A 12,426-nucleotide genomic window follows, 5' to 3' on the forward strand; every position below is an offset into this window, starting at 1 on the left:
GGGTGATCCCCGGCTGCCGAGAAAAGCCTCTAGCGAGGGGCCGCGTGGTCCGTACCCGAAACCGACACAGGTGGTCTGGTAGAGCATACCGAGGCGAGCGGGGTAACCGTGGTTAAGGAATTCGGCAAATTGTCCCCGTAACTTCGGGAGAAGGGGAGCCGCGCCTGGTGATCCCCCATTGGCGGGGTGAGCTGGGGGTGGCCGCAGAGTCTGGGCCCAAGCGACTGTTTACTAAAAACACAGGTCCGTGCGAAGTCGTAAGACGCGGTATACGGACTGACGCCTGCCCGGTGCCGGAACGTTAAGGGGAGTGGTGAACCCTTCGGGGTGAGGCTGCGAACCGAAGCGCCGGTAAACGGCGGTGGTAACTATAACCATCCTAAGGTAGCGAAATTCCTTGTCGGGTAAGTTCCGACCTGCACGAATGGCGTAACGACTTGGGCGCTGTCTCGACCACGGGCCCGACGAAATTGCAGGACGAGTTAAGATGCTCGTTTCGCGCGGCAGGACGGAAAGACCCCGGGACCTTTACTACAGCTTGGTATGGGCGTCTGGTTCGGCTTGTGTAGGATAGGTGGGAAACGGTGAACCACGCACGCCAGTGTGTGGGGAGTTGCTGGTGAAATACCACTCTGGTCGTTCCGGGCGTCTAACCTCGGTCCGTGACCCGGATCAGGGACAGTGCCTGGTGGGTAGTTTAACTGGGGCGGTTGCCTCCTAAAAGGTAACGGAGGCGCCCAATGGTTCCCTCAGCCTGGACGGAAACCAGGTGGCGCGTGTAAGTGCACAAGGGAGCTTGACTGTGAGACCGACGGGTCGAGCAGGTGCGAAAGCAGGGACTAGTGATCCGGCACCGGCATGCGGATGCGGTGTCGCTCAACGGATAAAAGGTACCCCGGGGATAACAGGCTGATCTTGCCCAAGAGTCCATATCGACGGCATGGTTTGGCACCTCGATGTCGGCTCGTCGCATCCTGGGGCTGGAGTGGGTCCCAAGGGTTGGGCTGTTCGCCCATTAAAGCGGCACGCGAGCTGGGTTTAGAACGTCGTGAGACAGTTCGGTCCCTATCCGCCGCGCGCGTGTGGAGACGTGCGGGGAGCTGTCCCTAGTACGAGAGGACCGGGACGGACGAACCTCTAGTGTGCCAGTTGTCCCGCCAGGGGCACGGCTGGTTGGCCATGTTCGGCACGGATAACCGCTGAAAGCATCTAAGCGGGAAGCCCACCCCAAGATGACGTCTCCCACCCCCCGTAAGGGGGGATAAGGCACCCAGCAGATGACTGGGTTGATAGGCCCGACATGTACGCACAGCGATGTGTTCAGTGGACGGGTACTAACCCGCCGAACGGCGACACCCCCCCAACACACCGCCCACACACGCACCAACCCGCAAGCACACGCGATCTCGCCACCACTATACGGCTCCCAACCCAGCCACCACCCCCACCAACTAACTACATACCGGCTGAACCCCAAACGGCCCCCATAGTTCTTTGGGTCGGTGGCCACAGCGGAGGAGACACGCCCGGCATCCATCCCGAACCCGGCAGCTAAGCCCTCCAGCGCCCCAGGTACTGCACCCCCACGGGTGTGGGAGACACGGACACCGCCGACCCATTCCCCCACAGTGTGGCCCGGACACCTCCGCGGTGTCCGGGCCACACAACTATCACCCACCACCCGCGTCGCGATTTCGCGCGAAATCGCGACGCGGCCATCGGCACTCACCGACCGGACTCGCCACTACCGCACCGGTTCCGTGCGGTGGACCCCGCTTTGACCGCTGTTCGCATACCATTAACGTCCTTTCCCGAGTCACTTTCGGCGGTGTCGCCGACAGGTGCCGACGTTTCCCCGTGGAATGGCGGAGTTGATGAATCAGGACAGTGATGCGGGTGGTCCAGCGGTCGCACCGGAAGTAGGGGAGACCACCGAACCCACCAGAGTTTCCCGGCGTGCCTGGATCGGCCGGTTCCTCGGGCCGCTGCTCGCTATCGCCGTCTACTTCGTACTCCCCGGTGGAGAGAACGGAGTCACCGACGCCGGGCGCGGTGTCGCCGGTGTCGGAGTGCTGATGGCTGTCTGGTGGGTCACCGAGGCACTGCCGCTGGCCGCCACCGCACTGCTGCCGATCGCGCTGTTCCCGCTGTTGGGTGTGGGGGATGTCGAAGCGGCTACCACGCCCTACGCCAACGACATCGTCTTTCTGTTCATGGGCGGTTTCATGCTGGCGTTGGCGATGCAGCGTTGGGGACTGCATCGCAGGATCGCGCTGCGGACCGTGCTGGCGGTCGGCACCCGTCCGGTGCGGGTGGTCGGTGGCTTCATGCTCGCCACCGCGTTTCTGTCGATGTGGGTAAGCAATACGGCGACCACCGTAGTCATGCTTCCGATCGGCATGTCCGTGCTGACTCTGGTGTTCGAGCATCTTCGTGGTGATTCCGGCGACGAAACCGTGCGGCGCGCGATGAACGAGTCGGCGGACGACGGCGCCGGAAGGTTCGCGACCTGCCTGATGCTGGCGATCGCCTACGCGGCCAGCATCGGTTCGCTGGCGACGTTGATCGGGACTCCGCCCAATCTGTTCATGGCCGGTTTTCTGTCCGAGAGCTATGACATCCGGATCGGTTTCGGGCAGTGGATGATCTTCGGGTTGCCGTTGGCGGCTGTGTTGCTGTTCCTCAGCTGGTTCTTGCTGACCAGGGTGGTCTATCCGACGACCATCACCGACATCCCCGGTGGTCGCGAGCTGTTCCGGAACGAGCTCGCCAAGCTCGGCCCGATGAACCGGGGCGAGCGGGTGGTACTCGTGGTGTTCGTGCTCACGGCGTTGCTGTGGATTCTGCGTGAGCCGCTGACGAATCTGTTGCCGGGACTCGGCCTCTCCGACGCCGGTATCGCGATATTCGCCTCACTGGTGCTGTTCGCGATTCCGGTCGACGCGCGGCAGGGAGTGTTCACACTGGACTGGGGTTCGGCGCTGAAGCTGCCGTGGGGCGTGCTGCTGTTGTTCGGTGGTGGGCTCTCGCTGGCGTCCGCGGTCGGTTCCAGTGGGCTCGACGCCTTCATCGGGAACCGGGTCGGCGCGCTCGGCTGGATTCCCACTATCCTGCTGGTGCTGGTCACCGTGGCCGCGGTGATCTTTTTGACCGAGATGACCAGCAACACCGCGACCGCGGCGACCTTCCTGCCGATCCTGGCCGGGGTGGCGCTCGGGCTCGACATGGATCCGTTGCTGCTCGTGGTGCCCGCGACGGTGGCGGCGAGCTGCGCGTTCATGCTCCCGGTGGCTACCCCGCCGAACGCCATCGTGTTCGGCTCCGGCTACGTGACCATTCCGCAGATGGTCAAGGCGGGTTGGTGGCTGAACCTCACCGCGATCGTTCTCATCCCGATCGCGCTCTACGGTCTCGGCGCCTGGGCGTTGGGAATCGTCCTCGGCTGACCCCTACCCGTGGGGCCGGGACGGCCCGCCGAACCGGCCCCACCGCGCGGCGATTTCGCGCGAAATCACCGGTTGCAGCGGGGCGGCACCCTGACGTCAAACCCTGCTGCGGTAAGCCCACAACGCGAGGGGGAAGAACACCACCACCAGCGCGACCATCCACACCAGCGTGGCCGACAGCGGCCCGGCCACCGGTCCGCCGATCATCAGTCCCCTGGCGGTGTCGGCCAGCTTGCTCACCGGATTCACGCTCACCCACGCCTGCAGCCACCCCGGCATGGTGTCGGTCGGTGCGAACACGTTGCTGCCCATGGTCAGCGGGAACATGAACGCCATCGCCACACCGGGCAGTGCCTGCTGGCTCCTGACCAGCATCCCCAGCAGCACCGAGATCCAGCACACGCACAGCGCGAAACCGATGACCAGCACGATCGCCGCCGCGGCCGAGAGTACGTTGGTCTCGATGCGAAAGCCCATCAGCGTGGCAACGATCAGCAGCACCGCTATGGACACCGCATAGCGAACCACATCACCCAGCACGGCCCCGATCAGTGGCGCCGATCGTGCCACCGGCAGACTCCGGAACCGGTCGAACACGCCCTTGGTGATGTCGTTGTTCAACTGCATCCCGGTGCCGAGGCTGCCGAAGACCATGTTCATGGCCATCACGCCCGGCAGAGTCCGTTGCAGGTACTCCCCGGTGTCCCCGGCGATGGCGCCACCGAGCAGATAGACGAACATCGCCAGGAACAGGATCGGCTGCAGGGTGACGTCCAGCAGCCCCTCCGGCGACTTTCGGATCTTGAGCACGCTGCGCCCGGCCAGCGTCAGGCCGTGTTGCATCGTGCGCAGCGGACCGACGCGGCGGGGTGTGCCGTGCGGTCGCGGGTCGGCCTGTTCGGCCCGCTCGACGGTCTGCGTGCTCATGCCGCGTCCTCCTCCTCGCCTTCTCGCGCCGAGTCCTCGGCGGTGGCCGGTTTCCCGGTGATGGACAGGAACGCCTCGTCGAGGCTGGGCAGCCGCAGCGACAGCTCGTCGGCGACGATTCCGGCCTCGTCCAGCCTGCGTACCAGCGTCGACATCAGCACCGGATCGTCGGCGGGGGTGGTGAGCAACCCGGTGTCGTGGTTCGCCGTGGGTGTCTGCTCGGTGAGTTCCCGCAGGATGGTCTCGGTGGCGCTGACGTCGTCGGGATCGCTCAGCCGAACCTGCAGCGTCTGGCTTCCGCTGTGGCGCTTCAGTTCGTCGGCGCGTCCCTCCGCGACGACCCTGCCGTGGTCGATCACGCTGATCCGGTCGGCCAGCTGGTCGGCCTCCTCCAGGTACTGCGTGGTCAGTAGCACCGTCACGCCTTCGGAGGTCAGCGCGCCGACCATGTCCCAGACCTGGTTGCGGCTGCGTGGATCCAGCCCCGTGGTCGGCTCGTCCAGGTACAGCACCTCTGGGCGGCCAACCAGGCTCGCCGCCAGGTCCAGCCGTCGACGCATCCCGCCCGAGTAGGTCTTGATCGCCCGGTTGCCCGCGTCGGTGAGGCCGAAGCGCTCCAGCAGTTCCTTCGCGCGGGACTTCGCGCTGGAGCGTGTCATCTCCAGTAATCGACCGATCAGCACCAGGTTCTCGGTACCGGTGAGTTCCTCGTCCACCGAGGCGTACTGCCCGGTCAGCCCGATCCTGCCGCGCACCCCGACCGGATCGCGCAGCACGTCGTGTCCGGCCACAGTGGCGTGACCACCGTCCGGCTGGAGCAGGGTCGCCAGGATTCGTACGCTGGTCGTCTTGCCCGCGCCGTTCGGCCCCAGTACCCCCAGGATCGAACCCGCCGGTGCGGCCAGGTTCACCCCGTCCAGTGCCCTGGTCGTTCCGAATCGCTTGACCAGGCCCTCGGCCTGGACTGCCAGTGTCATGCGACCTCCTCGTCTCGACACCCCAGCATGACCCGATCCACTGACAAAAGACGCACAATCGTCGCACAGCACCGGTGAGGTGCGACACAGCTTCAGTTACCCTTGGTTGTTTTCCGGTAGGTGTGGCGGTATGGGGCGTGAGTCGGCGGATATGCGACAGGGTGATCTCGTAGCGGACGAAGCGATGTCCGAACAGCCGGAGTCCTCGGGTAGGCGGAGAGCTCCCGGCGGGCGTGTCGTCACGCTGCTGTTATTGCTGCTCGCGGCGTTCCTCTGCGGTGTGGCGCTGGGCAGGTTCGGCGGACTGGAACGCGGCCAGATCTCCTCGGCGCTGATCGCGTTGACGCCCTACGTCACGGCGGGCGGAGCAGTGTTGTTGCTGCTCACCCTGGCGCTGCGACGCTGGCTGACCGCGCTGGTGGTGGCCGTGGTGACCGCCGTGCTCGCCGTCAGCGTCGCGCCACGGGTGCTTCCCGACGAACAGGCAGGCGGTGTGCGGGGGGACTCGTTGAACGTGCTCAGCGCCAACGTGTACTTCGGCGAAGCCGATGCGGATCAGCTGGTGCGGCTGGTGCGGCAGAACGACGTGGACGTGCTGAGCATGCCGGAGCTCGACTCCGGCATGGTGAACGAGCTGCGCCGGGCCGGACTGTTCGAGACGCTGCCGCACCGCGTGCTCACACCGGAGGGCGATGGTGATGGTTCGGGGATCGTCTCGCGCTATCCGCTGCGTGAGCTCTCGCTGGCTTCGAACACCACCATGCGGCAACCTTCCGCGCTGATCGATATGCCCGGGCAGCGGGACGTGCAGTACGTCGCGGCGCATCCGGTGGTGCCGGTGGGAGGGGACACCACGGCCACGTGGAAGCGTGAGATAACCACACTCCCCGCGCCGACCACCGGTGGGGACCAGCCGGTCCGGATACTGGCCGGTGACTTCAACGCGACCCTGGACCACACGCCGCTGCGGAAACTGCTGGGACGGGGCTACTCGGACGCCGCCGAGCTGACCGGCGACGGGCTGGCCCCGACCTGGCCCGAGTTGGGACGGCCCTGGGCGCCGCCGATCCCCCTCGATCACGTGCTGGTCAGTGGTGACACCGCCGTACACGACTACCGCACCCTCAAGGTGGACGGTACCGATCACCGGGCCGTGTTCGCCCAGCTCACGATTCCTTCGTAGTGAAGGTGCATTCCGGCTCGCCGGGGTGCTCGTTTGGCGGAACCTCTCGCACGGCTCTCGCTCCGGGAGGCCCGACATCGGGTAGTCACTGCACAACGTCGGACCTTCCTCGCGAGAGCCGCACGGGAGGACCCGCGGCGGTGCCGGTTGCGGGCGTGGTGGGAGTTCGGCTTGCGACGATGGTGGGGCCTCGGTCCTCGTCGGCGCTGATAGCGCGGCGATTTCGCGAGAAATTGACGCCGCACGAGCGGAGAGCAGCCGACCGTGCCGCTCAGCCGCCTTGGGCTCCGAACGAGGACTCGGCCCTGCTACTGCTCGGGGTGAGACTCGGTGACCAGTTCGAACTCGAGCAGGTTGGCCCCGCTGGAGACGGGGTCCTTGCTCTCGGTCTCGTGCGCCTCTTTCGCGGGGCCGTCGGCCCAGGCGCGGAACGCCTCCTCGGACTCCCACTTGGTGTAGACGAAGTAGCGGTTGTCACCCTTGACCGGTCGCAGCAGCTCGAATCCCAGAAATCCGGGGGTGCCGTCCACGGCGCCGTGGCGCTGCGCGAACCGGCGCTCCAACTCCTCGCCCTTGCCTTCGGGTACCTCGATAGCGTTAATTTTCACTACGGCCATAACTCCACTCTACGACTCGTCCGGCGGTTTCCGGAGCAGTGAAACCGCTACGGTCGGCAACGTGGCGCCGGCGACGTGGCGCCGGAACGATCACCGGTCCGTCGCGTCGAACGCGACCGCCGCTGATGCTCTTCGGGGCGTCGATTTCTCGCGAAATCGCCGCGCGGCTCTAAAGCTCCACGGCGGGGTGGAGTCTGGAGATGCTCCAGGTCCGCTGTCGCCACACCACCAAGGTGGTCAGCACCAGCGGTATCACCAGGAAGCCGCCGAGCACGATGAGATCCCGGACCAGGTGCTCGTTCAGACCGCCCGAGATCGTCACGCGCAGCCCGTCCACCAGGTAGGTCATCGGAAGGTAGGGATGTACCGCCTGGAAGGGCGTCGGCGTGGTCTCCATCGGATACAGCCCACCCGATGCGGTCAGCTGCACTATCAGCAGCACCAGCGACAGCCCGTCGCCGATCGCGCCGAAGGCGGTGCGCAACAGATGGTCGATCGCCACGAACGCGGCGGTGGCGAGCGCGAGCAGTCCGACCGTCGGCCACAGCCGCACCGGATCCAGCCCGAGACCGAATCCGACCACGGTCAGCAGCACCCCGGCGCCGAGTATCCCCAGCACTGTGGCGGGCAGCCAACCCGCCAGCGCCACTGTGGCGGCGCGGGGCCTGCCCGCCAGGGCCCGCAGGTTGACGGGTTTGAGCAGCAGGTAGGCGAACAGCCCGAACACCCACAGTGCGATGGCGAAGAAGAACGGCGCCAGCCCCCGCCCGTAGACGTGCGCGGGGTTGAGGTTGCCCTCGGTGATCCTGGTGGGGGAACCGAGCACCTCGGCGGCCTGGGCCACCTGCCGGGGGTTGGTGGGGGGAATCCGCGACAGGCTGTCGTCGACCAGGTCCGACAGTTTCGTGGCCCCGTCGTTGAGCTGTCCCGCACCGGTTCGCAGCGTCTGGCTGCTGGAGGCGAGGTTGCTCAGACTGCCGCGCAGCGACTCCGTGCCGTTGGCCAGTTGTGTCGTGCCCGAGGCGAGCTGGTCGGCGGGCTCGGTCACCGCGAGGGTTCGCTGTCGCAGCGCTTCGAGGCTGCCGCGCAGCGCCACCGCCTCGGAGTTGGCCTCGCGGGCCAGGCTCAGCACCTCGTTGGCACGCTGGTCCGCGTTCTCGGTGGTTCCGGACAGCTGTCGCGCGTCGCGCAGGGCGCGCTGGTAGACCGGGTCCCCGGTTAGTGCCGGGTATTCGTCCCCGAGTTCCCGCAGACTCGCCACTCCTTGATCGGCGCGGTCGGAGATGAAGGCGGTCGCGGTGGCCAGGGTGGTGAGCCCCTGCACCACCGACCCGCTGGCCTCGGCGGCGCCGTTCACGGCGGTGGGGAGTTGTTCGGCAGTCAGGTTGGTCAGCGCGGTGAGTCGTCGGTCGAGTTGGTCGGCCGCGTCGGAGAGTTCGCCGACGCCTCGTGAGATCTCCCCAGTCGACGAGGCGGCGTCCGAGAGTCCGCTGCGCAGCCCTTCCGTGCCCTGCTCGCCGAGTTCCGTGCCCTCGACCAGTTGCCCGGAGGCCTGCGATGCGAGTCGCAGTTTCTCGCGTACCTTGTCCACCTCGTCGTACAGCGCCCGCGCGTAGGCGCTGTGCGCGGCCGCGTTGACCTGGTTCTGCAGCTGGGCCTCGACGGTGTCGGCCATGATTCCCGCGATGTAGCCGTTCGCGTCGTTCTTGGTGATGTGCAGCGAGGCCCGTTGCGGGAATCTGCGGGTGGCGGTGGCGAGTTTGCCGCTGAAATCACTCGGAACGGTGATCGTGAAGTAGTAGTCGCCCTCGCGGAGCCCGCGTCGCGCCTCACCTGAGTCCACGAAGTGCCAGTCGAACAGATCCCGTGCGCGCAGTTGCTCGGTGAACTGCTCGCCCGCGTCGATGAACTGCCCGGATGCGCGCACCGGGCGGTCGTTGTTGACCACGGCCACCGGGACCCGGTCCAGCCTGCCGTAGGGGTCCCAGTTGGACCACAGGTACAGCGAGCCGTAGAGCAGCGGCACGAGTATCAGCGCCACCAGCACCAGCGGGCGCAGCTTTCCGCCCCGGAACCTGCGCAGTTCCAGCAGCGCGAGTTTGACGATTTTCATCGCGGATCTCCGTCGTCCTCGGAGTCCGAATCGGTCGGTTCCGCATCGGGTGATGTCTCGTTGGTGCCGGAGTCCGTCGAGTCGGTCTCCGCAGTGTCGGGCTCCGGTGGAACCACGGGAGCGGGCGGTTCGAACAGCGCGAGCTGCGCCGGATCGGGCGAGAGCACCTCGGTGCCGAAGGTGTGGGGTTCGGTGATCGCGTCCTCACGCGGTGTTCGCGCCGTTTCGGCGTCGAATTCGACCGTGTTCGGTTCCTGGCCGGGCAGCAGAGCGGTTTCCGGTGCGGTCCCCCCGGCGCGGTGGGGTATCTCCCCGTTCGGTCCGGGCAGTCTGATCACCGGGCCCGCCGCGAACCGGGGCGGGTCGGTGTTGCTGGCCAGCACCGTAGTTCCCGCGTCGGCGATCGCCTCCAGCGCCGCCCACACCCTGGTGCGCGCTGCTTCGGGGAGGCCGAGTTCCACGTCGTCGACCAGCAGCCCGGCGGGAAGTGCCGCCATGCCGAGCGCGACGGCCAGCAGCAGCCGCTCGCCGGGATGCAGCGAGTCGATCACGGCTTCGGGTTCGGGATCTATGCCGACCAGGTCGAACGCGTCCGAGATATCGTCGTGGTCCACCTTGGTGGTGATGCGCCGCTCGCGTACGGCTTCCCGCACGCGCCAGCGCCCCTCCAGCTCGAACCCGGGGCGCAGTCGTGCCGGTGCGATCAGGGTGCGTGCGCGCTTCGCGCCCTTCGGCAGTGACCGCCCGTCCACCTCGATCGTGCCCGTTATCGGGCGGAGCCTGCCGGACAGCGTCAGCAGCAGTGCGGTTCTGCCGGTTCCAGACGGCCCCGTCACGGTGGCCAGTTCCCCGGGGCGGATCTCGGCGTCGACATTGCTGAAGACCGGCCCCAGCGGTCCGCGCACGCTGATTCCGCGTGCGGTGATGGCCACCCCTGCGGTGCTCATCGACCCCCCTGGTGAACGGATCGGCTGCTGATCCAACGTGGACCCCAGCGCGATCCTCGGCAACTCGAGATCCGCCGGATCACATCCGCGAACCCGTTGCCGGGGTGGTCGTTAGGTCCCGACGCCCCCGGGGCACTTACCTCTCGGAAGGGTCGATCGTCCTTCTGGCCAGTAGGAATGCCTGCCGGGTGTCCTCGGGGAAGTCGCCGTCCTCGTCGGGTTCGCGCAGCAGCCGTGCTCGCGGGGTGAGTCCGGCCCGGCTCAGCAGTTCGGCGACGTGCTCCGGCCGCCGCCGGTGGAAGTCCAGCGAGACCTCGTGGCCGCCCGCCTCGGTACGGTGCTTGATCCGGTCACCGACCTGGAAGGCGAGCTGGACGTATCCACCGGGCGCCAGCACGCGGTGGAATTCGGCGAACACCTCCGGCAGGTGCTCGTCCGGAACGTGGATGATCGAGTACCAGGCCACGATGCCGCCGAGTTCGCCGTCGTCGTGACCCAGCGCCCGCATCGATCCCTCGGTGAATCGCAGTCCCGGGTGAGTCCGCCGTGCCGCGGCGATCATTCCCGGTGACAGATCCATGCCGGAGACGTCCAGGCCGTGATCGGCCAGGTAGGCGGTCACGCGTCCCGGGCCGCATCCCACGTCCAGCACCGGTCCGCCCGCGTCCCGCGCGAGCTCGGCGAAGCCGTCCAGCATCGCGCGGTCCAGCGGTTTGGCGGCCAGTTCGCCCCGGATCCACTCGGTGTAGGTATCGGCAGCCGCGTCGTAGGACCACCGGGTGCGATGCGCGAAGTCGTGATCGGTCATGCCGGAATCGTAGTGGGCGAAGATCGGCGAGCGAGTCGTCCGAGCGATCGTGGCCGGCCTCGGTTAGCGGGTGGCGAGGAACCGTCCCACCATCGCCGGGACCGCGCGACGACGCGCCGCGCCGTCACTCCTCGCCGGGCAGCCCGAACCTGCCGTCCTCGGTCTGTTCCAGCAGCCCGTCCACCAGCAGCGAGTCCAGCGCCCGATCGCGCTGGGCGGCGTCGTGCCACACCGCGTCCAGCTCGGGGCGTTGCACCGGTCCTTCCGAACGCCGCAGCACGTCCAGCAGCAGTCCGCGCACCTGGCGGTCGGTCCCGGCGAAGCGCTGCACCTTCTTCGGCGGTCCGGCGTAGGCGGGACGACCGGCGTGCTGCCAGGCGCAGTCCGCGACGATGGGGCAGATCTCGCAACCAGGCGACCTCACGGTGCACACGGTCTGCCCGAGTTCCATCAGTGCCGCTGACAGCCGTGCCGCGTCGCGGTCGTCCGAGGGGAGCAGCGCGTCGACATCGGCCAGATCCCGGTTGGGTGAGGGATTGCCCGCGTCGCCCTCCCCGTGCACGGCGCGCGCGACGACCCTGCGCACGTTGGTGTCCACCACCGGGGCCCGCTTGCCGTAGGCGAAGGCGGCCACCGCGCGAGCGGTGTAGGTTCCCACGCCGGGCAGCGCCAGCAGGGTGTCCACATCGGAGGGAACGGTGTCGTCGTGTTCCGATGCGATGGCGCTCGCGGCCTCGTGCAGCCGCATCGCGCGACGCGGATACCCGAGTTTGCCCCAGGCGCGCAGCACTTCGGCCTGGCTAGTCGCCGCGAGGTCGGAGGGCTTGGGCCAGCGCGCCATCCACTCCCGCCAGATCGGCATGACCCTGGCGACCGGGGTCTGTTGCAGCATGGTCTCGCTGACCAGCACGCCCCAGCCGTCGACCTCGGGGCCGCGCCACGGCAGGTCGCGGGCCTCGGCGGCGAACCACTCGATCAGATCGTCGGTGTTGATCGTGCTGGTCCGTCCGGGTGCGGCGTTCTTCGCGACGGATTCGGCCGGTCGCGCGTTCTGATTAGTCATGACCCCTCGATAGTGCCATGACCCGGATTTCCATTAACCGTGCCTCGGCAGCGACAGATCCTCGGCATCGGCGCTCCCCGCCGCCGAATCGCCGTCGGTGACCGCACGGCGGGGGCGCCGTCAATTTCCCACGAAATCGCCGGGCCGCTTCGACACGGGCCGCGCTCCCACCACCCCCAGCAGAGCCGAGCTCCCACTACTCACGCGGTCGGCACCGCCGCGGGTTCTCCGGTGCGGTTCTCGCGAGGACGCCGGAGACGTGGTGTAGGTCGCTACCCGATGTCGCCGGACCCGCAGCGAGAGCCGTGCCAGAGGTTCCGCCAAGTGAGTACCCAGGCAACCCAC

At 67.4% G+C, this 12,426-nt stretch carries 9 protein-coding genes and 2 rRNA genes (1 of these 11 running past the window's edge); 4 read left to right on the forward strand and 7 right to left on the reverse strand.

The annotated features are described in order from the left end of the window. From J2S53_RS17950 to J2S53_RS17960, 3 genes are all read left to right on the forward strand, one after another. Positions 1-1,359, forward strand: a 23S ribosomal RNA gene (locus tag J2S53_RS17950) (it extends 1,745 nt beyond the left edge of the window). A 139-nt stretch (positions 1,360-1,498) separates the two neighbouring features. Continuing rightward, positions 1,499-1,616, forward strand: a 5S ribosomal RNA gene (gene rrf, locus J2S53_RS17955). A gap of 258 nt (positions 1,617-1,874) precedes the next feature. Further along, the gene (locus J2S53_RS17960) at positions 1,875-3,446 is read left to right on the forward strand and encodes an SLC13 family permease (protein WP_456241940.1); all 1,572 of its coding nucleotides are present in this window, start codon (positions 1,875-1,877) and stop codon (positions 3,444-3,446) included. 96 nt (positions 3,447-3,542) lie between these two features. Here J2S53_RS17960 and J2S53_RS17965 read toward each other — a convergent pair whose 3' ends face one another. After that, complete coding sequence (locus tag J2S53_RS17965; RefSeq protein ID WP_456241941.1) at positions 3,543-4,373, reverse strand: ABC transporter permease; 831 nt, start codon at positions 4,371-4,373, stop codon at positions 3,543-3,545. Continuing rightward, on the reverse strand, positions 4,370-5,350 hold the full coding sequence (locus J2S53_RS17970; protein WP_456241942.1) for an ATP-binding cassette domain-containing protein: 981 nt from the start codon (positions 5,348-5,350) through the stop codon (positions 4,370-4,372). The genes J2S53_RS17965 and J2S53_RS17970 overlap by 4 nt, the downstream gene beginning before the upstream one ends. Before the next feature lie 130 nt (positions 5,351-5,480). Between J2S53_RS17970 and J2S53_RS17975 the strand changes: the two genes are divergently transcribed. Further along, entirely contained in the window at positions 5,481-6,533 is a 1,053-nt protein-coding gene (locus tag J2S53_RS17975; RefSeq protein ID WP_456241943.1) for an endonuclease/exonuclease/phosphatase family protein, read from the forward strand. A 308-nt stretch (positions 6,534-6,841) separates the two neighbouring features. Here J2S53_RS17975 and J2S53_RS17980 read toward each other — a convergent pair whose 3' ends face one another. From J2S53_RS17980 to J2S53_RS18000, 5 genes are all read right to left on the reverse strand, one after another. Beyond that, positions 6,842-7,150 carry an antibiotic biosynthesis monooxygenase family protein gene (locus J2S53_RS17980; RefSeq protein ID WP_456241944.1) on the reverse strand — a complete coding sequence of 103 codons (309 nt, stop codon included), beginning with the start codon at positions 7,148-7,150 and terminating at the stop codon, positions 6,842-6,844. Between the two features lie 169 nt (positions 7,151-7,319). After that, positions 7,320-9,263 (reverse strand): YhgE/Pip family protein, encoded by a 1,944-nt coding sequence (locus J2S53_RS17985; protein WP_456241945.1) that lies wholly within the window; start codon positions 9,261-9,263, stop codon positions 7,320-7,322. Continuing rightward, positions 9,260-10,210, reverse strand: coding sequence for an ATP-binding cassette domain-containing protein (locus J2S53_RS17990; RefSeq protein ID WP_456241946.1), 951 nt, complete (start codon positions 10,208-10,210; stop codon positions 9,260-9,262). The genes J2S53_RS17985 and J2S53_RS17990 overlap by 4 nt, the downstream gene beginning before the upstream one ends. A 136-nt stretch (positions 10,211-10,346) precedes the next feature. Beyond that, entirely contained in the window at positions 10,347-11,018 is a 672-nt protein-coding gene (locus J2S53_RS17995) for a class I SAM-dependent DNA methyltransferase (protein ID WP_456241947.1), read from the reverse strand. A 124-nt stretch (positions 11,019-11,142) separates the two neighbouring features. Further along, positions 11,143-12,081 carry an A/G-specific adenine glycosylase gene (locus J2S53_RS18000; RefSeq protein ID WP_456241948.1) on the reverse strand — a complete coding sequence of 313 codons (939 nt, stop codon included), beginning with the start codon at positions 12,079-12,081 and terminating at the stop codon, positions 11,143-11,145. Positions 12,082-12,426 lie beyond the last annotated feature (345 nt).

The organism is Actinopolyspora lacussalsi (genome assembly GCA_030803735.1).
GTDB classification, from domain to species: Bacteria; Actinomycetota; Actinomycetes; order Mycobacteriales; family Pseudonocardiaceae; genus Actinopolyspora; species Actinopolyspora lacussalsi.

What these genes read in the sequence shown, in the direction of transcription:
- J2S53_RS17960 (WP_456241940.1), top strand. Translation starts at nt 1,875, where the DNA reads ATGAATCAGGACAGTGATGCGGGTGGTCCAGCGGTCGCACCGGAAGTA.
- J2S53_RS17965 (WP_456241941.1), bottom strand. Translation starts at nt 4,373, where the DNA reads ATGAGCACGCAGACCGTCGAGCGGGCCGAACAGGCCGACCCGCGACCG.
- J2S53_RS17970 (WP_456241942.1), bottom strand. Translation starts at nt 5,350, where the DNA reads ATGACACTGGCAGTCCAGGCCGAGGGCCTGGTCAAGCGATTCGGAACG.
- J2S53_RS17975 (WP_456241943.1), top strand. Translation starts at nt 5,481, where the DNA reads ATGGGGCGTGAGTCGGCGGATATGCGACAGGGTGATCTCGTAGCGGAC.
- J2S53_RS17980 (WP_456241944.1), bottom strand. Translation starts at nt 7,150, where the DNA reads ATGGCCGTAGTGAAAATTAACGCTATCGAGGTACCCGAAGGCAAGGGC.
- J2S53_RS17985 (WP_456241945.1), bottom strand. Translation starts at nt 9,263, where the DNA reads ATGAAAATCGTCAAACTCGCGCTGCTGGAACTGCGCAGGTTCCGGGGC.
- J2S53_RS17990 (WP_456241946.1), bottom strand. Translation starts at nt 10,210, where the DNA reads ATGAGCACCGCAGGGGTGGCCATCACCGCACGCGGAATCAGCGTGCGC.
- J2S53_RS17995 (WP_456241947.1), bottom strand. Translation starts at nt 11,018, where the DNA reads ATGACCGATCACGACTTCGCGCATCGCACCCGGTGGTCCTACGACGCG.
- J2S53_RS18000 (WP_456241948.1), bottom strand. Translation starts at nt 12,081, where the DNA reads ATGACTAATCAGAACGCGCGACCGGCCGAATCCGTCGCGAAGAACGCC.